General features: G+C 43.5%; 19 protein-coding genes. 9 read left to right on the top strand and 10 right to left on the bottom strand.

Annotation, left to right across the window (positions count from 1 at the left end):
* The first annotated feature begins 29 nt into the window (after positions 1–29).
* From ACE1OE_RS12990 to ACE1OE_RS12975, 4 genes are all read left to right on the top strand, one after another.
* Positions 30–1,595 (top strand): arylsulfatase, encoded by a 1,566-nt coding sequence (locus tag ACE1OE_RS12990; protein WP_102470178.1) that lies wholly within the window; start codon positions 30–32, stop codon positions 1,593–1,595.
* A gap of 183 nt (positions 1,596–1,778) precedes the next feature.
* Positions 1,779–2,291 carry a magnesium transporter gene (locus ACE1OE_RS12985; protein WP_102470177.1) on the top strand — a complete coding sequence of 171 codons (513 nt, stop codon included), beginning with the start codon at positions 1,779–1,781 and terminating at the stop codon, positions 2,289–2,291.
* Complete coding sequence (locus ACE1OE_RS12980; protein ID WP_449211330.1) at positions 2,288–3,277, top strand: efflux RND transporter periplasmic adaptor subunit; 990 nt, start codon at positions 2,288–2,290, stop codon at positions 3,275–3,277. Before ACE1OE_RS12985 ends, ACE1OE_RS12980 begins: the two co-directional genes overlap by 4 nt.
* 172 nt (positions 3,278–3,449) lie before the next feature.
* A complete protein-coding gene (locus ACE1OE_RS12975) occupies positions 3,450–4,229 on the top strand; it encodes a response regulator transcription factor (RefSeq protein ID WP_449211329.1) in 780 nt (259 codons plus the stop codon).
* Between the two features lie 9 nt (positions 4,230–4,238).
* On the opposite strand, the gene ACE1OE_RS12970 is transcribed toward ACE1OE_RS12975, so the two are convergent.
* Positions 4,239–4,670: a glycine zipper family protein gene (locus tag ACE1OE_RS12970; protein WP_372061365.1), complete on the bottom strand. Its 432-nt coding sequence runs from the start codon at positions 4,668–4,670 to the stop codon at positions 4,239–4,241.
* Between the two features lie 183 nt (positions 4,671–4,853).
* Here ACE1OE_RS12970 and ACE1OE_RS12965 point away from each other — a divergent pair, with 183 nt between their 5' ends.
* Positions 4,854–5,570, top strand: coding sequence for a GntR family transcriptional regulator (locus ACE1OE_RS12965; protein WP_449211328.1), 717 nt, complete (start codon positions 4,854–4,856; stop codon positions 5,568–5,570).
* Between the two features lie 12 nt (positions 5,571–5,582).
* Here ACE1OE_RS12965 and ACE1OE_RS12960 read toward each other — a convergent pair whose 3' ends face one another.
* Positions 5,583–6,263, bottom strand: coding sequence for an SDR family oxidoreductase (locus ACE1OE_RS12960; protein WP_449211327.1), 681 nt, complete (start codon positions 6,261–6,263; stop codon positions 5,583–5,585).
* A 257-nt stretch (positions 6,264–6,520) separates the two neighbouring features.
* On the opposite strand from ACE1OE_RS12960, the gene ACE1OE_RS12955 reads away from it, so the two are divergent.
* On the top strand, positions 6,521–6,922 hold the full coding sequence (locus ACE1OE_RS12955; RefSeq protein ID WP_372061368.1) for a DUF6515 family protein: 402 nt from the start codon (positions 6,521–6,523) through the stop codon (positions 6,920–6,922).
* Positions 6,923–7,104: 182 nt separating this feature from the next.
* Here ACE1OE_RS12955 and ACE1OE_RS12950 read toward each other — a convergent pair whose 3' ends face one another.
* Positions 7,105–7,266 carry a hypothetical protein gene (locus ACE1OE_RS12950; protein ID WP_157933726.1) on the bottom strand — a complete coding sequence of 54 codons (162 nt, stop codon included), beginning with the start codon at positions 7,264–7,266 and terminating at the stop codon, positions 7,105–7,107.
* Between the two features lie 187 nt (positions 7,267–7,453).
* Complete coding sequence (locus tag ACE1OE_RS12945) at positions 7,454–8,917, bottom strand: hypothetical protein (protein WP_449211326.1); 1,464 nt, start codon at positions 8,915–8,917, stop codon at positions 7,454–7,456.
* Between the two features lie 370 nt (positions 8,918–9,287).
* On the opposite strand from ACE1OE_RS12945, the gene ACE1OE_RS12940 reads away from it, so the two are divergent.
* The gene (locus ACE1OE_RS12940) at positions 9,288–10,331 is read left to right on the top strand and encodes an NAD(P)H-dependent flavin oxidoreductase (protein WP_449211325.1); all 1,044 of its coding nucleotides are present in this window, start codon (positions 9,288–9,290) and stop codon (positions 10,329–10,331) included.
* Between the two features lie 101 nt (positions 10,332–10,432).
* On the opposite strand, the gene ACE1OE_RS12935 is transcribed toward ACE1OE_RS12940, so the two are convergent.
* Entirely contained in the window at positions 10,433–11,176 is a 744-nt protein-coding gene (locus ACE1OE_RS12935; RefSeq protein ID WP_449211324.1) for a class I SAM-dependent DNA methyltransferase, read from the bottom strand.
* 448 nt (positions 11,177–11,624) lie between these two features.
* Here ACE1OE_RS12935 and ACE1OE_RS12930 point away from each other — a divergent pair, with 448 nt between their 5' ends.
* Complete coding sequence (locus ACE1OE_RS12930; protein WP_102470168.1) at positions 11,625–11,885, top strand: DNA polymerase III subunit epsilon; 261 nt, start codon at positions 11,625–11,627, stop codon at positions 11,883–11,885.
* 124 nt (positions 11,886–12,009) lie between these two features.
* Here ACE1OE_RS12930 and ACE1OE_RS12925 read toward each other — a convergent pair whose 3' ends face one another.
* The 5 genes from ACE1OE_RS12925 to ACE1OE_RS12905 all read right to left on the bottom strand — a co-directional run bounded on the left by ACE1OE_RS12925 (position 12,010) and on the right by ACE1OE_RS12905 (position 19,077).
* Positions 12,010–13,014 (bottom strand): Gfo/Idh/MocA family protein, encoded by a 1,005-nt coding sequence (locus ACE1OE_RS12925; protein ID WP_449211323.1) that lies wholly within the window; start codon positions 13,012–13,014, stop codon positions 12,010–12,012.
* Between the two features lie 66 nt (positions 13,015–13,080).
* The gene (locus tag ACE1OE_RS12920) at positions 13,081–14,739 is read right to left on the bottom strand and encodes a GTPase family protein (protein ID WP_449211322.1); all 1,659 of its coding nucleotides are present in this window, start codon (positions 14,737–14,739) and stop codon (positions 13,081–13,083) included.
* Entirely contained in the window at positions 14,726–15,817 is a 1,092-nt protein-coding gene (locus tag ACE1OE_RS12915) for a YcjF family protein (RefSeq protein WP_449211321.1), read from the bottom strand. The genes ACE1OE_RS12920 and ACE1OE_RS12915 overlap by 14 nt, the downstream gene beginning before the upstream one ends.
* Before the next feature lie 131 nt (positions 15,818–15,948).
* Positions 15,949–17,616 carry an SgrR family transcriptional regulator gene (locus ACE1OE_RS12910; protein WP_449211320.1) on the bottom strand — a complete coding sequence of 556 codons (1,668 nt, stop codon included), beginning with the start codon at positions 17,614–17,616 and terminating at the stop codon, positions 15,949–15,951.
* Between the two features lie 552 nt (positions 17,617–18,168).
* Entirely contained in the window at positions 18,169–19,077 is a 909-nt protein-coding gene (locus tag ACE1OE_RS12905) for an aldo/keto reductase (protein WP_449211319.1), read from the bottom strand.
* A 577-nt stretch (positions 19,078–19,654) separates the two neighbouring features.
* Between ACE1OE_RS12905 and ACE1OE_RS12900 the strand changes: the two genes are divergently transcribed.
* Positions 19,655–20,890: a porin gene (locus ACE1OE_RS12900; protein WP_449211318.1), complete on the top strand. Its 1,236-nt coding sequence runs from the start codon at positions 19,655–19,657 to the stop codon at positions 20,888–20,890.
* The last annotated feature ends 294 nt before the right edge of the window (positions 20,891–21,184 follow it).

Here is a 21,184-nt window from a genome sequence, read left to right as displayed (position 1 = left end):
CCAATCACAAAAAAACAATTGGAGTCCCTATGACGACCCGTATTAATAAAGCAGCTATTGGAGTAGGCTTACTTGCTGCTTCTGGCGCAGCAGTTGCCGCAGAGCAACCAAATATTCTAGCTATCTGGGGTGATGATATTGGCATCTACAATATCAGCGCTTATAACAATGGCATGATGGGCTATCAAACACCGAACATCGACCGTATCGCAAACGAAGGTGCATTGTTCACTGACCACTATGGTCAGCAATCTTGTACTGCAGGTCGTGCTGCATTTTTGACGGGTCAAGAACCTTTCCGTACCGGCCTATTGACGATCGGTATGCCTGGCTCTGACCACGGTATTCCTGATTGGGCGCCAACCATCGCAGACTTGCTAAAAGAGCAAGGCTACATGACAGCCCAGTTTGGTAAAAACCATATGGGTGACCAAGACAAACACTTGCCAACCAACCACGGTTTTGATCAATTTTTTGGCAACCTTTATCACCTGAACGCGGAAGAAGAGCCAGAGACATACTACTACCCGAAAGACCCTGAGTTCCGTAAGAACTTTGGCCCTCGTGGTGTAATCAAATCTACTGCCGATGGCAAGATTGAAGATACTGGACCAATGACGCGTAAGCGTATGGAAAATGCCGATGAGGAATTCCTAGAAGAGTCTTTAGCCTTTATGGAAAAAGCAGTGAAAGCTGACAAACCATTCTTCATTTGGCACAACACCACTCGTATGCACGTTTGGACGCGCTTACAAGAAAAATACCAAGGTAAATCTGGCATCAGTATCTACGCAGATGGCATGCTAGAGCACGATGACCACGTTGGTATCTTGCTTGATAAACTTGATGACCTAGGCATCGCTGACAACACCATCGTTATTTACTCTACTGATAACGGTGCTGAAACGGTTTCTTGGCCAGATGGCGGCGCAACGCCATTCCACGGTGAGAAAGGAACAACATTCGAAGGCGGTATGCGTGTACCTCAACTCGTTCGCTGGCCTGGTGTCATTGAACCAGGTTCTAAGATTAACGACATCATGGCTCACCAAGATTGGATTCCAACGCTTTTAGCAGCGGCAGGTGATGACAAAGTGGTTGAGAAGCTAGCGTCGGATAAAGGTGCTACGTACAACAACAAAAACTGGCGTGTACACTTAGATGGCTACAACTTCCTACCTTTCTTTGAAGGTAAAACGGAAGAAGGTCCTCGTGATTCAATGCTGTACTTCTCTGCTAATGCTGAATTGAACGCCGTACGTTGGAACGACTTCAAAATCTCATTTGCTGTCCTAGAAGGTAACATTGTTGATGCAGTTCGCTTCCAAACTAACTGGCCTCAAGTAGTACATCTACGTGCTGACCCATTTGAGAAAGCACCTCATGAATCAGGTATGTACCTACGTTGGATGGCTGACAACATGTGGTTGTTTGTACCAGTAGGCGGCAAAGTTCAAGACTTCATGGCAACGTTGCCAGGTTACCCAATGCAAAATAGCCAAGTGCTAAACCCAGGTAACTTCAACCAAAATACTTACATGCTTCAAGGCAAACTCCAACAATTGGAACAAGTTAGCCAACAAGTTCTTAAGTAAGTTAGTGTATTGATACACCTATGTCTGAGCCGCTAACCCTGTTAGCGGCTTTTTAGCGAGCGCTTCGCTGTAATCAGGTTAACTATATCGAGTGAACATCGTGAAGTGGACAATACGATATCCCTCAGATAGCAATAAATGGTTAATACAGTGACCATTATTCAATTAAAAATAGAGACAACTATGAACGCGATAAAAAATATTATGCGTATAATCATGGTGATCGCCAAGGTACTGATTAAATTCACAGTATTTATGCTAACCATGTTTCTAGGTGCTTACCTGTTAGCGCCAATGGGCACGATCAACTCAAAAGACGTTGATATGGGCTCTTTTACCAATACACCTAATGACGCCATGATGATGATCTTTAATTCAGAGTATTTTAGTGGCTATTTGTTTTCTGTGACCATTGCGCTTGCCGCTTTTGTTATCTATCTACTTTGGCGAGTTCATGAAGTCGCTGTGCATAAGGCGCATGAGAAGAAGAGTTCTCACATCCAGCTCGTGTTTGCCCTCTCCCTGTGTGGGCTATTTGTGCACAAAGCGTGGTGGGTACTGGCCATCATCATCGCCTTTGCCAATTGGGAACACATTGGTGCTTCCATCAGTCGAGTGATTGGAAACAGCCGAGGGTCATCATCGACTACCTCAGCGTTCAACAACCACATCGAAAGCTCGGAGGCCAAGTCATGAAAGAAGTCATGATCCCTTACATCCTTATCATGTGGATCCTTGTTTCGACAGGAGCCATTAAATGGACGCTAAAAAGCGGGTTTTGGATTGTCTCAGGCGGTGCGTTTATTCTCATTATCTTGGGGGTATTATCCCGTCTTTGGGCACCGGTAGACCTAACGTACTCTTCTACAATCAAAGCGCCACATTCTGTACTATCCCCTTTGTTGCGCGAACAGATTGACAAAATACACGTCGACCATAACCAAGTGGTTAAAAAAGGCGATGTCATTTACACGCTAATAGACACGACATCGTATGCCGACCTCGAGAAAATACGAGCATCGATCGTTACCCAAGAAGAATCAATAGCGCAAATGAAGCGTGATTTACATCGCGCGAAAACATCGCCAGAAATCTTTAAAGAACGCGATGTAGAAAACTATCACTCACAACTAAGAATCTCAGAATCCACTCTCACTTCTCTACATGCCGACTACGATCGCGTTCAATTTGAACAAGAGCGTAAAACGGTACGAGCGCCCTTTGACGGTCAAGTCGCGGTCGTCAACGTGGCAGACGGAAGTCGAGTGGGTAATATGCATATCTATGATACGTCGCGTAAATTCTTAGAAATGCGCATCCCAGACCAGACCTTTCGTTATGTGAAGCCTGGTCAGTTTGCTGAGTTTTATGTCGATGCGTATCCAGGCGAAGTCTTTAGAGCACGCGTGCATAGCTTTACCGCAGGAACGGGAGAGTCATCAATTTCACCGCTTCAAGGCCCACAAAGCGTACGTCAACACGTCGGTGCTAATACAAGTACGCATGGACGAACGGTGGTACTTGAAATAATCGAACCAGACGGAAAGGTGATTCCTATAGGTGCTACCGGATCAGCATGGATCGCCGCAACCAAGCCGCACGCATTTTTTGGTTTCATCGATGTCATTGGCGCTGCAACGGTTCGACTTCACTCTTACAAGTCTTATTTAAACGCCATGTAAGCGTCGATCATAGGTCGCCTATGTCCCCCAAGAGAGCGGTTACTACAAGTGATTGACTGCCATCTTGGGGCTTTAACGGAATGAAGACAAGGATAGTTTTCATCACATTGTTGACAATAACCATTTGTTAGCGTTAGCTTAAATCATATCACGTCGTCACAAGAGATCGCTTATGACATCTCAATCAAGCGAGAGCTTTGAAACTTTGTTAATGAGTCAATCCGTCGCATTGTCAGGAAGCCAACCCGTTCATTTTGAAGATACCTTTGATGTTGTCGCCAGACAGGTTCTTGATTGGTTCCAGCTGGATCGGCTGACATTGTTTCCTAACTCGATGCTGCTGTTGAACGATGAGCGAACAATGTCAGTGGCAAAAACACCTGATCTAATGTTAGATAAAGTCCTTTTTGCAAGTGGTAACTACATTAACTACATAGACCTTTTAAAATCGAAGTCCATCTGGCAAAGCTTCGACCATCAAGCCCTGAGAACATCGCCTATTACACCGTTAAAATTACTCTACTCTCAAGGAGGACGTTGGCATGGCATTATTCGATTGGAGCTGTTTGGGGAGGTGTGGGGAGCGCTGGCATTTACTCAGTTTGGAGAGCCCGCTAATGGGTTGAGTGACAAAGACTTCAGACGATTAAAGATCATCTCAGATACTTGGCTTTGTTATTGGCAACACTCTATCATCGCACGCAGCTTAAACAAAGGGGCTGAAACGGCCATCAACGATAGCGAAAAATTGCTTTTATTAAGTAAAAAGCAATGCTCGGTATTAGAGTTATTGGCCAAGGGTTACAGTGCTAAGCAATGTGCCGATGCATTATTCTTAAGCCCACGTACAATCGAATCTCATAAATACCGAATGATCGACGTACTAAGACTAAAAAGCCATGCAGAACTTATTCAATTTGCCCTTCGGAATGGCTTTGGTATTGGGCATTAACGTTTCAGATCAGTTTAACGCCACATACTGGCGGTTCACCATACAATTACGCATAACCGTTTTGTAGTTATCCAAATTTGTTTTTTGTTGAGAAGACTGTTGGTTGTTGCCACGAACTCTACCAACGATTAAGCCACCAGCGGCGCCTACTTTAGCGCCATCAGAACCACTGCCGCCTGAAATAGCACCAACAGCAGCCCCTGTCGCCGCACCTTTCAACAACCCTCGAGCACCTGACCCTTTATTGCTGGTTACTTCCTCTTGTGTTGTGTTGGCAAGACCTTGGCAGTGCGTTAACTCTTGTTGTGCGACATCTTGCGTTACATTTTTGTAGGAAAATATTAGTTTTGATGATGGGTCTATAATATCACCACCGGTGCCTTCAGCAACCGAATAAGAAGAGGTTGCCATTAACATTGTTATCACTAAGTATTTGTTCATAAAGGGAGTCTTCACACGTTCATTTATAGTTATAAACAATTATGTATGAATGGAATATAAACCCGTACCGTAGAATTACTGCTTAACAACATAATATTCCAATTTTATTCAGTAGTTTTACTGTATTTTTCGCCGGCATGATATGGACAATATCAGCAGACATTCAATAATCGGTAGTAACAGTTGAAGACGACTAAACAAAAAGCAATGGAACTTATAGTACAAGACATTCTTGATCAAACTATCGAGCCCAATCAAAAATTTATTATTAATGAATTATCCCAACGCTATCAAATAGGACTTTCTCCAATTCGCGAGGCTACACAAGAGCTAGCATCTATTGGGTTTATACATTATCAACCAAACGTGGGCACCTACGTTAATCCTTTAACAAAGCTCGAGTTGGAAGCATTAATGGATTACTTGACGTATCACTTTCAAAGGCAATGTTATAACCAGCAGAATGGCCACCAAAAAATTTCCGAAGAAAAATCCGTAAGATTACTTTTTCACTTTATTAAATTAAATCAAGAATTAAACCAAAGTAATGAGCAATTGCCGAGTTTAACTATTATTGAAGACAATTTTATTGCCATACTTTTCTTGCTGCATGATACAAGTGCAGCAAAAATTATAGATACTTTTTTTAATACGGTAATCTTGAATCTAAGACGTTATTTTCACCACTTTTTTCTTCAACAGCCGACTCAATGCGCGGTACTGTTTCCGACCTATGAACTAGACATCATCGTTCGTTCGATCGCAGAAAACGATGTGTCGAATTATGGTGAACTGATGGCCACCTTTTTAGAAAGAATGACAGTAACGTTACTCACTGTATTGCCATCAGACCACCGAGAACACACAGAGGTGTGTATAAACAGTAATATAATGGCATAACAGTTAATATCGTTATTCTAACTCAACGGGCGGTCGGAAAGTCATTTCATGCATCACCAAGTCGGCGGGCAATTCTAGTAACTGAGCTATCGTTTTCGCGACGCTTACCGGGTTCATATACTCTGGACGGTCGGCTTCGCGAAAGTTTGTATCCGTGCCACCTGGAAACAAGGAAGTCACCTTAATGCCATGAGGCTGGGCCTCTTTCATCAAAATAGCACTAAAACCGGCAAGCCCTTGTTTCATCGCAGTATAAATACTCATTGTCGCATTTGCTCGTTTCGCCACGGTGCTTATTACATTAATAATTTGTCCGTGTTGCTGAGGTTTCATGACTTTTAACGCCTCACGGCATAACAGCGAAGGGGCTCTGAGGTTTATCGCATATTGTTCGTCGTATTCCTCTAAAGTAAATTCTTCTATAGAGCACTTACGTGAGATCATCCCTGCATTATTAATCAGCACATCTAAACCACCCAAATGTTGCGATGCCGCTTCAAACATAGCCAACGCCTCGTCAACTACGCCCAGGTCAGCTGCGATCGTATGACAACCAGTCGCAGCATGTAATTCATCGAGCTTCTTCATGTTCCTGCCAGTCGCGACAACCTCGTGACCTTTCGCACAAAGCTCTATCGCCAAAGCATAACCAATTCCACTTGTCGCACCGGTGACTAAGATTCTTTTTTTCATTGGTATCCCTATTTTGTATAAACCGTAAGGCCACAGTATAACCTCAGACAGTGTCAAATGGGCGTTTACTGTTCGTACACTGCGCGTGGCTTTCTCTTAATCTCTGATCAATCAACCGAGGGAATGACTTACACCGATACCATTCACCCTCATTCAAATCCCAACCGTTTACTGACGTCTCGCTCACTATCTTACAAAGCCACTCAACCACACTATTACCTAATACCTAATACCTAATAAGCATAGGTGAGTGCATTATGAATCACGCCATTAAAAACATCGCGTTCGTATCAATACTATTGCTGTCATTTGAGAGCGTTGCGGATCCATGGAAAAAACATAAACACCATAAGCACCACAAAAAAGAAGTGCATGTGGTTCATCATTATGACCGGCATCGCCTACCCGATTCAGCGATATTTCTTGCCATTGCTGGCGTTTCCTATGCTTTAATCAATGGGCAATACTATGAAGAAAGAAACGATCACTACGTGGTTGTTGAGAAGCCGAATAAACGTCGTTACCGATTGGGTCAGGTGATCAAGCGGTTGCCTGAAGGCGCGACAGCAGTAAACAAAAAAGGGCAACAATATTTTGTATCGAGAGGAGATTGGTTTTTACCCACAGGGCAAGGAAGATTTGTCGTTGTTAGACCCTAGTACGATGCTATTTGAAAAGACTAACCATTCAAACCGCATGCTCTTTATAGAGTCGAGTACTTGAGGGGGGAGATCTGCTGAAAGATAAAGATAAAGATAAAGATAAAAAAGGGAGGACTCGCGACACTCGAGCAATCACATTGCAAAGCATCGCTGTTTCATGTCCCTGAAAACGTGAGTCGTTACAGCACCCAAGTCAGGCTAAGTAACAATACGACTGCAGATGTTGCTAAAAACATGGTCGCTAGAGACGCGATTTCTGCCAGTGTTGACATTTGAGCTGGGGTTTCTTTTACTTCAGTGTTTTGATCGTTGTTCAGTGTTGATAGAAGTGCTGAGTTCATTTTTTGCCTGCTTTATGTAATTTGATTTCAAGAACAGGTCAAATTTTACTCCTTTTGTGATATAGGTCAAATATTATTTGGTAATTAATTTACTAAATAAATTCATCCTCGCTTATTAGAAAAGCTAATCCGCCATAGAAAAAGGCCCATATTTGGGCCTTTTGGTTGCAAGGTATCTTTGTGCTGATTAAAAGCGACGATTCAATGCCGATATAAACTGGCGTTTTCTGTCACTCTTCCAACCGTACTCCATCATAAGTGACCAGTCTCGGTTAAAGTTGTAGTTGGCGCCGACTAAGCCTGTCCACTTGTCGATGTTGCTTTGTTTCACCTTATAGTCAATACCAACACCCTCGTAAGTATAGGTGCCGGTTAATGTCAGCGTACTATCTAAGTATGTTGCGCCCGTATAAACAGCTACCGATTGTGATCCCACGGTAGGGAACACTTTACCGACTCGCGGCGATACATTTAGGATTAAGCCTTCCGCATCATTCTTACGCATATCAGCATAAGTAAATGAGACAGGTAAAGTAACAAAATAGTCATTCCAGCCCGTCGCTAATATGGTTCCTAACGTATAGTTAGTGCCATCAAGCGTGGCCTTTGCTACGCCACCAATTTCTCTGCCTTGAAATATACATTGAGGTGGTCTGCCGATAATCGGCCCGGTACAATCAGCACCAGTTTGATCAATCAGGTCATCACCACTAATCTGTATCCCAATATCAGCGGTCCCACTAATTTTACCCACAGCTCCAAACACGTTCATAAATGGGAATAACCACGCATCCAATTTAAGCTGAGGAGATTGCGTGCTATTACTGTTGTTATCAAATGACACGAACTCAATTGGATATTGTTTGGATCCATTAATCCCGACGTTCAAATCCGTAATGTCCATGTACTGGAAGGTATTGGTATAGATAAGACTGATGCCATACGGCTTAGGCAGAGAATACCCTTTATCAATAACCTCTTGAGCGAAGAATGGTAACGCTCGATCCCATTTTTTCGGTGCGGTTGTCCCGTCTGCAACATCTTGATCCTTGTTGGCAATACTAATATCACCCACGCCCGTTTCGGTAAGGTCATAGTTAACAGAGCTTGATATTAACCTCGCACTGCCTATCGCCGCGCCACCAGAGCTCGACAGCAAATAAATCGGGACATCAGAATCATCGGTACCGATCAAAGTCGTGGCGGCACTAGAGCGGCTTTCACCGTAGCTTAATTCCGCTCCAACCGATACATGCCATACCCCTTTACGATACTTTTCTAGGTCTTCTTTATTATCAAATATGGCTAATGCTTCATAGTTCCCTAACGCTAGACCCGCACCAACATCGTAGCGGTCAACATTAATATAGGTTACGTTATCGTCGACGCTGCTATAAATGGCACCCACACCAGAACCACCACCTATCACAGGCACTTTGACACCCGACATACTGATCGTTGCATAACCGACCGAGTCCGCTAATTGTGTGGAGATTTCAGTGTGGTCTTTTTCAAGCTTGCTGATTATCTCAGAAGACGCGGTATTGATATCGTCGCGAGCTGCTTGACGCTCTTCTGGCGGAATATAGCTACTGCAACCAAATATCAAAAAAGAAGGAATGATGCCTATCCACTGTATTTTCTTACGCATACCTATAAACCCTTCATCACTCTAACTGCAGAACACTCTATGTGGCTTTTTCTCACTGTACTCGTGTATTGTTTAATCATTTTGTATACATATTATTGGTTCACTCACTCGTTTAGTAAGTTATTGTTCACTATGATAGTAATTATGGCATGTCGTTGTAATTTTGCGCTTTTACTTACACTTATTTCGAAATCGGCTCTCTCGAGAAGGAAAATACCGGTCTACCGAAATACTCGCCAAACACAACTCGTTATTCTAAGCTAATGGGTAGTAATAGTGCAAATACTCTAATTTAATGGTTTTTATCATATCCGTTCAAATTAACGCCACTCCCAACACTAAATACACGTCAGCAGAAAGGCATTAATTCATGCAAAATATTCACGAGTTACTGGGCAGCCGCTTTCCTATTATTCAAGCACCAATGGCGGGAGTACAAAATAATGCCCTCGCCATAGCGGTAAATAAGGCCGGTGGCCTAGGTTCAATTCCCTGTGGTATGTTGGGTATAGAGGCTATTGTTACTGAGATTAAAACGATCAGAGCTGCCACATCTCGTCCTTATAATCTCAACTTTTTTTGTCATGACATGCCTCAATACGATGTGAGTCAGCATCAACACTGGCAACAGACTTTGAGTCCGTTTTTAGCGGAATTGAATATCGATAAAGACACCATCCCGAAGAACGCAAATCGAATGCCATTCAACCACGATATTGCCGATGCCATTGAGCCGTTTGTCCCTGAGATCATTAGTTTTCATTTTGGCCTTCCTGACAAAACATTCATAAACCGAATAAAAAGTTGGGGCACGCGTATTATCTCAACCGCCACCACCGTTAAAGAAGCGCAGTGGTTAGAACAAAATGGCGCAGATGCCATTATTGTGCAAGGCTTGGAGGCAGGTGGTCATAGAGGGATGTTTTTAACGAAGGAGCTCGCAAGCCAAGCTTACCTGTCGATACTACTGCCCAATGTCATCGCTAACGTTAATATACCCGTCATTGCGGCGGGAGGAATTACTGATCAAAAGGATATGGAGAACGCGCTTGCTCTTGGGGCGCAGGCTGTTCAGGTGGGCACTGTGTTTTTGCTGTGTTCGGAAGCCACCACCTCTGACCTTCACCGCGCTGCCATAAAAAACGGCGCGAGAAACCGACATACCGCTCTGACCAATATTTTCACTGGGCGCCCTGCCCGCGGTATCGTCAACCGAGCAATGGAACGACTTGGATACATTAATGAGAATGCGCCAACCTTTCCGTACGCGTCCTTGGAGATGGGCTTGTTGCGCGCCTCAGCAGAGAAGAAGTCATTAAGTGATTTTTCACCGCTTTGGTGTGGCGAAAATACAGCAGGATGCGCCGAGGTTTCAGCGCAAGTCATCATTGATCGACTTATGGGGCAACCATAATGCCGCACAATCGTATTGTTCCATAACAAGGTGTTTTTTGAATCTTATCCTGCTTTGAACGTTATTTTGTATTTACTTCGAATATCGGTATATCGGTTGTTCTATGCCTTAACACAGACGATCAAAGCATTACCTGAATGTAAGTCCCAAGGCACAATTTTTTCATAGTCGTGCTCAAAAACATGAACGTCAAAGCGTCGTTTCAATAACGAAAGCAGCTCTTCAATAGTCAATGCGACCATCGGGTGCTCATCATGCCAGACCTGTGTTTTTTGCTCGCTGGTTTTTTCGATGCTGAGCAATAATGATTGCTGTTCCCCTTGCCCGCGATACTGCCAGCCAGAACGAAAAGTCAACGCACTCCCTTCATGGTAAGTGGTGTGTGTCACAAACGAATGGTTGTCAATCTTAAGGCAGTCCACCACATTAAAACAAAACATACCGCCTTTTTTTAGTGCATTAAAGGCATGATCAATACACGCTTCAAGCTGGCGGAGGCCACCATTATAATGAATGGAATAAAGAAAACAGGTAATGAGATCGACAGGCTCCGCAAGCTCAAAATTAGCCATGTCTTGTAAAGAAAACTCAGCCTCTGGGCAACGCATCATGGCCATGTCTAGCATAGGTTGGTTAATATCGAGTCCACTACTTTGATAACCAAAATCAATAAAATGACGAACGTGCGGACCGGTTCCACACGCGAGGTCTAGATGGGTCGTACCACCGTTACCAAATATCTGATGTAAGCGTCGCACACTGTAACTTTGGGCATGATAATCAATATCAGCACACATCAAATCATAATAACTTGAGAGGTCGGTATAAAGCGCGTTAATAGACATAGTCGGCAGATCGTATAGGAGAGTTTTTTAGGGTGGCGCATCGTATACGAATTTATGACTTTCGCTAAGATATTATCGATTCCGTTACCATCACAATCGACACACGCCAACTGAATATCCTGTAAGGCCTTATTGAATAAGGGCTCTGAGATTTAAATGACGCATAGCTCGTCGAGTCACGCTTGTAAGATTTATCCTAATTGCACCGGCCACCATCGGTCAGCTTAGGTGCAATAAACACTACCGACTGCGAAGTCTTACCTTCGTATAGAAAACCTCCATTTCGAATAAAACACCGCCTATCCAAACGCCGTCATCCCATATAGGGTGGGGTGTCGCCCAGGTTTCATGTTACTATACCGTCATCAGCTTTATGAATGTGCAACTACTCTCATTTGTTTGACTGATCATGGTAGAGTTCTGCTATGAAAACTGATGAGGATAAATAATGAGTAAATTAACCGCAGCGGAAAGAAAAGCACGCGATGATGAACGCTTTTCTCAACGCGTAGCAGAGCGCAGAGAAAAAGGCGAAGATGTCATTGCTTATGCGCTGACGACGAAAAAGGCCGTTAAGTTTTTGAGCAAGTCTGAGCGAAAAGAGCTCAACCGAAGAAAGCTTGCTAACCAAGAAGAAAAGCAGCTCAAAGAAAAAGAAGAACTAAAACGGATTGAAGCCTCGTTTACGAACGACGAAAACGACCAATAATCCCGATTTATTGCTTCGAGGCTTAATGTACGACACACCATATAACACCGTGGTACATCGCATATTAAGCCTACCCTTTTCCGTCCGGTAAGCCATCGACTGTACGACTACCAGGCCCAATTGATTACCGAACGTATGGATTCGCCAAGTAATCATAGCCATTTTCGACCAAAGACTGTTCTAACATATCAATCACCTGGCGGCTTGTTTCATGACGCATGATGTCAGAATGGCGCTTATGGCTTAGTAGTACAGACGAAATATGTTCGATCTCATACTCAAAACCTCCACCACGTACCGGCATATTAATCTGATGAAACTCGCCTTTATAGGTGATGTCTATTGTCGTCGGGTTCCACCATTTTCCATGAATAATAATCTCAAGCTCAGTGCCCAGAATAACCGCTTCGCGTTTCAGGTCTCGAGTAATCGACGCACCAATTGTACCGGCCATGTCCCCCTCAAAGATAAACGTTACGTTCTCATCCACTTCACTTTGACTATTATCATTAGTGTATTCAGCACGTGGACGTGAAAGCATTGAGTTCGTCAGTTGGCATAAGTCCGCATACAACCATAAGCCATAGACACCGACATCCAACGTCGCGCCACCGGATAAGTCCGGATTAAACAAATGCCAATTTCCGTCGAATTCATGCCAGTTGCCAAACGAAGCCTCGATTGAATCAATGCTGATTTTATTATCGTGAATAAACTGCTTCATCATTTGATACGCAGGAAACGCCACCGTCTTCATTGCTTCAGCTAGCAAAACGCCTTTGTCATTCGCCAACGCGGTCATTGCATCCCAATCTTTTACGTTGGTAAATGCCGGTTTTTCAACTAAGACATGCTTACCTTTGCTTAAAAACAGCTCAACGAGGTCTTTATGAAATGGGTGGATGGTTGCAATGTAGACCGCATCTACATTGGCATCGCCTGCAAGCTCTAAGTATGAACCATACGAAACAGTACATCCGTATTGGTTCGAGAAGCTAGAAGCCCGCTCCTCGTCACGTGCAGCCACGGCATAAAGTTCAGCATTATCGACGTGACGGGTTAAGTCTTTGACGAATCGATGGGCAATATTGCCCAAACCTGCAATTCCCCAACGTAGTTTCTTATTCAAATGTGTCGCTCCTTGCCCCACGGTTTAGTGGCGTCTTATTGCGTATTTAAGTGATTATTTAAAGGCTTACTTAATCACTTTTTTAATGGTCATCTCAGCTAACTTAGGACTCGCTACTTTTAAAGCCTTCGGCGCAAGTTTTCGGCCGACTTTAATGGCTCGACCTAATTGTTTTTTAACCGCTACGCCTCTTTTCATGGCTTCCATTCGTTGTCGATTTCGCTGCACATTGTTGGCCTCAGAAATTTCTGACCTTAATGTCAGTTTAAGTGTCTCGACGCCGAAGTGTGCTTTCTCGGGAGAAATAGACAAAGGCAAAGCCAGATCAGCGTTTAACAAGGCTTGGTTATACGCCAGTGCCTGAGAAATAATGGTTGCCTTTGTGGTCGTCGGATTATCAAGGGCATACGGTGGTTGCCACTCACCAATTGGTTTTAAGTTATCAACTTGGTTCACGACGCAGACAACCACTGGCTTTTTACGAGAGACGTTTTTTTGTTCGACATAAAATTGCTCAAAGCGTTCGTTTAACTGACTATCCAATTGACGTGCTGACTGGTTGGCCTTTAAGACCCAAAGCACTAAATCGGCTTCAATCATTTCATGCAGCATGTTTTGTTCCGTTTTGTCTTTACCGTCTAGGCCTTGTAAATCAACCAATCTAACATCAATATCATCCACCAAAGCACGGTATGTCGTTGATGTGTCGGTAGACGGCAACGCATCCACCTCCGCCACTAGTTCATTTTTCAACAGATTGACCAATGATGACTTACCTGACCCCGTTTGCCCTACCATCACAATTCTAATCGGCTCCAGCTCTGGTGCGAATCGTTGCTCATCCAGTTCATAAGCATCTGATACTTGTAAATCCTCTTCATCAAAGCTGAACCTACCACTGTACAAGTCGATGGCAACGGCGGCTATCTCGTCGAGCAAGGCTTGCTTCGACATCGCTTGCATATCATCAACCACCCCTCGTGTCATCGATGAGGTGGCTTGCTCTCTACTGAGGTCAGACACGACTTTTAACGGATTGTAATACAGGTTTTTCGCGTGGTTTGCCCAGATTGCCGCTTTCACTATTTTCTGGCCTAACTCCCCATATTTGTCGTAGGCTTCATAACCCGCTCGAATGTAAGAAATCTTGAGATATTCAATTCCGGGGATGTTGTCATTCACCACAAGTTGATACCGACGACTCACCTCTTCAAGCAACTTTAACCCTTCGGGAATCGAAAAATTTAGTGTTTTTTTATCAAATCTCTGAGCAATAAACGCCAATACATCAAGGCCTACGGTGTCGATGTCACGCCATTGTACGTCGTCTTGTAAACACTCTCGCGTATACTTTTTTGCAGCGTTCCAAATAACCCGCTCTTGTTGAGACCAATCTTCAGAGGCTTTTACGAGCCCATCCTCAATTTCAGCACCGCCGCTTTCATTATTAGTCTCGGCTTCTCCTTTTTGGTTTTCCTGTTTAGCTTGCTTGCCGGTGTCAGGCTTGCTTGACGAAACACTAAGCACATAAAGAGGAAGTGTGACGATCAAAGTACTCACCAAGATCGCAATCGCCAGTTCCAATATATAGCCATATTTAAACGCCAACACTAACCCAAAGCCCATCATAATAACGATTGGTAATACGGCAGACATCACGACAATGCCCCAACGACCACCTGACAGTTCAGAGAGTAAACGATAAAAACTCTTAATCTTTTTCATAACCGGATGCCGCCTTACCTTTTTTAAGTGCCTCTTTATAGATCGCCTGCATCGCGTCATTCGACACGTCTTCACCCTTACTCTTATGATAAAAGTAAAAGCAGGCCGCGCGACCTAGGCCATAGGTGGTTGCAAAGCTGACCGCAGCTGCAGCAACAGAGCCGACGGTTTGTCCGTAAACGGGGATAAGCTTGATAAGTTGCCTTGCCCCCAATTTAACACCATATTGCAACGCAAAACTGCCGCCAAGTGTACCGATAAGCTCACTAAACGTGCGTTTGTTCCACTCAACGCCATATTGATTCGCTAAACTGTGCAACATCTTGGCTTGAATGGCTGGCACTGACACCAAACCAACAGCCGGAACAAGATCGCTGGCTGACGCACTTCCGGCATACCAAAGCACTTCCTTTTCAACCTGGTCATAGTTAGCCTGCTCAACGGTTTCATGTTCTTTATCCGCTACCATCATGCCAACAACAGGAAGCATGACACTCAGTTTTTCAATTAATTGCTCATACTGATAGACGGACCCATTAGGGGCTTCAAAGTCAACACCGATAGAATCAAAGTTACTCCCCCATACCTGTTGGATTTGATGGTTATTAAACGTTTTTTGTCTCGTGCGGTCTTGCTCGCTACACAATAGGACACCACTATGGACCACAAGCAGATGGTCCATGTTTTTCTTTATCGATTTTAAGGCCGATAACAACGCAGACTGCTCTGGATCGTCAACCCTCATCACAACCACCAATGCATGCGCTGACTTTCCAATTTCGGCTATGTCCAACGCCGGGTCATAATTGCTCTCGCCCACCCCTCTGGTATCCAAAAAGCGCATTACCGGTTTATCTTGCGGAAATTGATAGCTTTTAGAGGTCATCGTACATGGCGCAAAACCGTTACCCACCTCAACGGATGACAAGCCCGTGATCGCTTGAATAAATGACGACTTGCCAGCACCTGTTTTACCTAAAAGCCAAAGAGTTGGCAGATGCTGGCGCTGATACTCATGTGCGGATGTGAGATCAGGGTTTTTACTTGGGTTAATGAAGCCTTTGATTTGCTCGAACATAGTCATCCAATAAAAAGTAAAACATACTCTTACCCAAGAGCCTCACCGAGTCTCTGGACGCAACCCACTCCACTTGCACGTGTCCCTTGCAAGCCGATGGAGAAAGGCAATGGCGCACCTACGCTATATTTTTAGCGCTTATCTAACCATAATCCAGAAAGCCGCATTAACCCAATAGAATCAACGCTATGCCCCCTTAAAGATGGATGCGCTTTAAAAGCGATGGATATTTCACCTAATGGAACGATGAAACGCTTTTGCTTGCACTGATTTTCAATTTCTTTAAATAATTGCGCTAAATTATCTGAATACAGAACCTCATCCATCCATTGGTTTCGTAATACACTGGGAAGAAGGTATTGTGCGACCTCACTACCCAGTAACCAATAATACTGATCCAGCAGTCTATCTTGACCAAATAGGTAATCATTCAGCCATATCATGGCGTTATTTCGATCGTTAACCGCCACCAGTTGCACGCCGGCGTCGCGCAGCGAATCAAGAATACCACTTAGTGATTCAGCTTGATGAGCCCAATATGAGATCTCTTGCCCCGCTAACGATGTCTCTTGCGCTCCTTGCAATGACTGATGTTTGTCGGCAGCAACAATGGCAGGATAAACATGATCATCACCAAATAATGTTCCGCACAATGAACGTTCTGGCGTCTGCGTTGCAATGCCTTGGGTGACGACTTTGGCCAATCGCTCACGAATTTCAAATGCCAGCGTCGAGTGAATACATAGTGCTTGGCAGCCGGTTAATTTTGAATGTGTTATCAGGTTATTGGCACCGTCTTGCTGTAGGTCTACATGCGCCCCGTCATATTCAATAACATGGCCGCATTGTTCGCGGTTACTATCATCAACCGTCCAAAATTGCGCGCGTTTTAGGATGCCATGGGTACCAAAATAACGGTCATTTTTGACTAATGACCAGCGCTCGTGGGCTCGGGTTTCCCAACGGTAGCTCCCGGTACCAAAAGGAAAACTAGGTTCCGACATATTATCTAAATACACACTGCTATGGATATCGGCCAATGCATGTAATAAAAGTGGGCTTTGATGCAAAAGTTCGACCTCAACCCACCTTTTATTCACTCGGACGTGTTTCATACCGCTAAACGCTGATGCGTTTAATGATGCTTTGCTCTGAAGCCTTTTGAGATGATGCTCAACATGTTCAGGTGTCAACAATTCGCCATTATGAAAATACACATCAGGTCGAATTCGAAACGCGAACCCGGTTTCAGTTTCGTGAAACTCATGAGCAAGATGTGGAACGAAGGAATGGGTGGTTGAATCAAATTGAATGAGCGTATCGAACATCGCATTCACATAAAGACCCGCATTAAGGTTAGTCATCGTACGTGGATGACATGATGGCAACGAGTATGAAACCAACGCCACCAACTCATCGGGCCGATCGATATCATCTGAATAGAGCTTTAACCACTCTGGCAGATTACGTTTGAATACATGTTGAAAATGAAACCGTTCAGCAAATTGGCAAGCCTCACTCAACCCCCCAGTCGTAATCATAAGTTGCAGTCTATCGATAAGGAGTGTTTCAAACGAGTGCATGATCATCAGCGTCGATTTATTCCCACGTCCCAGCCCCGGTTTCCATTCAACCCATAACAAAGCAGATAGGCTTTTCATTATGTTAGCGACGTTTCGATTTGAACAGACTAATACTTCAGCTAACAAAGCCTTATCGACGACCACTCGCTCTAGCCCAAATCGGGCTTCCAATTGCTTCAGTCTCTGAAAGTGAATTGTTGTCGCTATCGAGCTCATCTCAGTTCCTATCCATATTTAACCGTCAACTCAGCACTTCTTAAGGCTGACTTTAAGAGACAATATAAAAGATGCAACACCGAAATAACAGGCTTCTACTTTTACTTTCATCCCTCTTACCCTGATAACGCCATCACATTAACTACAAAGGTTATTATCATGAAGCAATCTTCACGCACACTCATGTCTCTCAGCTTAAGTTCAGGGGGGTGAACCATGCAGGACCCATCAGTGAGGTATTTTCTGGAATATAGATTAGGGGGGGACTATGCGACCGCCACAGCAGTCGAAGAAAATTCATTCCAAGAGTTACGAGCTAACCTTTTGTATTTTCTCTTCACTAAATATTCTTGGTATTGAGGGTCAGATGGTGTGACAGCACTTCAGATATTGCATCAATCGTGCTGCGTTTTGATCAAAACCGTAGCTATTAGAGTCGGCAAGACTTTCTGACACCAACTCTAATGCTAACAGGTGAAGTACTTCTAGTGCGGCCCCGTAATAACAAAGGCGCGATTATCTAGTCTCCGAAAGTGCGATTTTTAACTTAGACTATGGCACTCCGTGTCCTTTAGATGCCGCCCATACTCGGTACCACTGCTCGCGACTTAACTCAATGTCGAGAGCATCAACCGCCGCTTTGACTCGATCTATTTTTCCAGAGCCTATGATAGGTAAAGGCTTAGAAGGAAGACGCTTCACCCAAGCATAAATTACCTGATCAATAGAGCTTACTCCTACCTCTTGGCGAATCGCCTCCAGTTCACCACGGACTCGCTGTGCCTGCTCAGACTGGCCAGAGAAGATTTCACCACCCGCTAACGTTGACCAAGCCATTGGTGAAACACGAAGTTGTTGCAATTGATCTAGGGTGCCGTCGTGAGCCACTTCTATATTCAGCGGATTGATTTCCACTTGATTGGTAACAAGCGGCTTACTTAAGCGAGACTGAAGTAAGTCAAACTGACGCGGCGAGAAGTTAGAGACACCAAAATGCTTAACTTTACCGACCTTGTGCAATTCAGTGAATGCACCCGCTACTTCATCCGCGTCCATTAAGGCGTCGGGGCGATGAATCAAAAGGACATCAATCTCATTAATACCCAACCGCTGCAGCGAATTGTCTACCGATTCATAAATATGCTTTGCACTTGTGTCGTAGTGATTGATTTTTCTGTCTGGGAATTTCTCACTACACAACTGAATATCGCATTTGGTGATGATTTGAATCTCATCACGTACTTGGCTATCTAGCGCTAACGCTTCGCCAAACAATTGCTCACATTCATAGTTTCCGTAAATATCAGCATGGTCAACCGTTGTCACCCCAAGCGCGATATGTTGCTTTAAGAAAGTCAGTCGTTCTTGCGGGGTCATCCCCCAATCGGCTAGTCGCCAATACCCCTGAACCAGTTCAGATAACTCTGGACCACTTGGCGCGGATGTTATTTTCGAAACCATGGGTTCTCTCCTTATATTAGACTAACGACATCCTATGCTGCTTTCATTCACCTCTCAATGAGTAATCGCGCCATTCGGGAAGCGACATACCGATTTTCATAAAAACCCAGCCTAATAAAACCTAAAAATCCCTAACCAACCCTCTCTTTATAAAAATCACACATCGCCGTTCGCCCCACCCAGACAATGGCCAGATCCAATCACAACGTGTGATATTTTTTTATCATTCACAAACCCAATCAATAACCAAAAACAATCAACAAGACCAAATACCACAAAACATCCAATTAACATCAATCGAATTTCTTGGCAGTTCACCCCGCTTAACTATTGACACTTTAAATAGTTATCAATTCATCGGTCCAATTTATGTGACTTAGATTAAACACCTGTTTGGATGAAATATTTTACACTGTAACCAAATGATGAAGTCATTAATAACAAGAAGTAAATACAAGCGCTAAATATAACAACTACGTAAACCTGTCCCCCAATAGTGGTATTTTAAAAATAATTTCTATTTTTAAATGGGGTATAAAACCTAAAAAATGGATAACAATTAAAAGGAAATAATAATATGAAAGGTCTGTTTAAACTTTCTACACTCGCCATCACTATTTTTGCAGCTTCGCATGCCAATGCTATTGAACTTTATAATGACGAGGGCACCGAATTAACTATGTATGGCGCAATCGCTGCACAAGTAAGCTCATACGATTACGACAAATCAACACCAATGGGTTCACCTCAAGCTTATGGATTAAATAGTGATTCAACATTCATCGAAGATCCGGGGTCATATTTTGGTTTTGATATCAAGCATACTGCTGGAAAATACTCTGGGATTGCAAAAATTGCGTTTGATGTAAACTTTGGGACACAAACTGATCTCAATGGCTATGGAGATAGTCTAGAGGCGCTTACTGCTCGACAAGTGTACGCTGGCTTCGGTCACGAAGACTTTGGTTCTGTGACCATTGGTCGCCAAGAAAGTCCTTATATGAAAACTGACAAAGGTTACTATTCGTATTGGGCTGGTGGCTTGAATATGATGCAGTCCGATGAATTAGGTAGTCGACGTGCTCCAAACACCGTTGTATGGCAAAATGATTTTGACAACTTGTATGTCGGATTACAGTACCAAGCTAAAAGGGATGTTGACCAAATCTCATTTGGTAATGGTCTCAACTTTGGATCATTTATCGTAGGGGGCACTCTCGATAATAACAATGAATTACAAGATCGTTCAAAAATCTCGATAGATGATGGCTTTGGGGGGGCAATCGCGTACACCTTCGATTTTGGTACTTATGTTTCTGCTGCATATAATCAAGCTAACAATATCAACGGCGATTTCATTGATATCCTAGGAAGTGTAACGGGCACTGCGAACGATGCAAAAGTGCAACAATACGCTGTAGCCATAGAACACCACTTCATGGAAGGTGCCGTATCAGTATCAGGCAGATATGAACATTTTGAGGCTAAAGATGGCAGTAATTCACCACTTTTCGATAGCAAAACAGATAACTTGGGATTAGGCGCGAACTTCTACTTTACCGAAACAATGCGTATATATGGTAGTTATGAATGGGCTAAAGAAATCAACGAGCTGACTGGAAATACCAAATCAGAAGTAAATATCTATAACGTTGGTTTCGGGTGGGCGCCAGTACCTTGGGGCGAAGTATACCTAGAAAGCTATTATGATGATGTCCAACTTAACGACAACTTCAACTATGAAACAAATTTGCCAGGTGATACACAATCAAAAGGGACTAACTTCTTCCTCGGTGCAGCCGTTTTTTTCTAAGTCTTATATAGATAATGTCCCCGTTATTACCCTAGCCCTTAAATTTTCTTAAGGGCTTTTTTACATCTAATCAACAACCTCAATTATTAAAATATCGTGTTGTGCTCTCTTAAACAACTCTACAACCCGCCCCACGCTTGCATCAATTAAATCTATCAATAGAACAACTTCATTACCCACAAATTATCGAATGCATAAAAACTTATAAAAAAATAAATTGTGATAACCCTCATGAATAAAAAGACTATTTATCAATAGACTGCTTGCGATAAATGTTGATTATTACGATAACTT

The sequence above is a fragment of the Vibrio sp. E150_011 genome, from assembly GCF_053544015.1.
The sequence above is the reverse complement of the archived record's forward strand: the minus strand, read 5'-3'. Positions and strand labels throughout refer to the sequence as shown.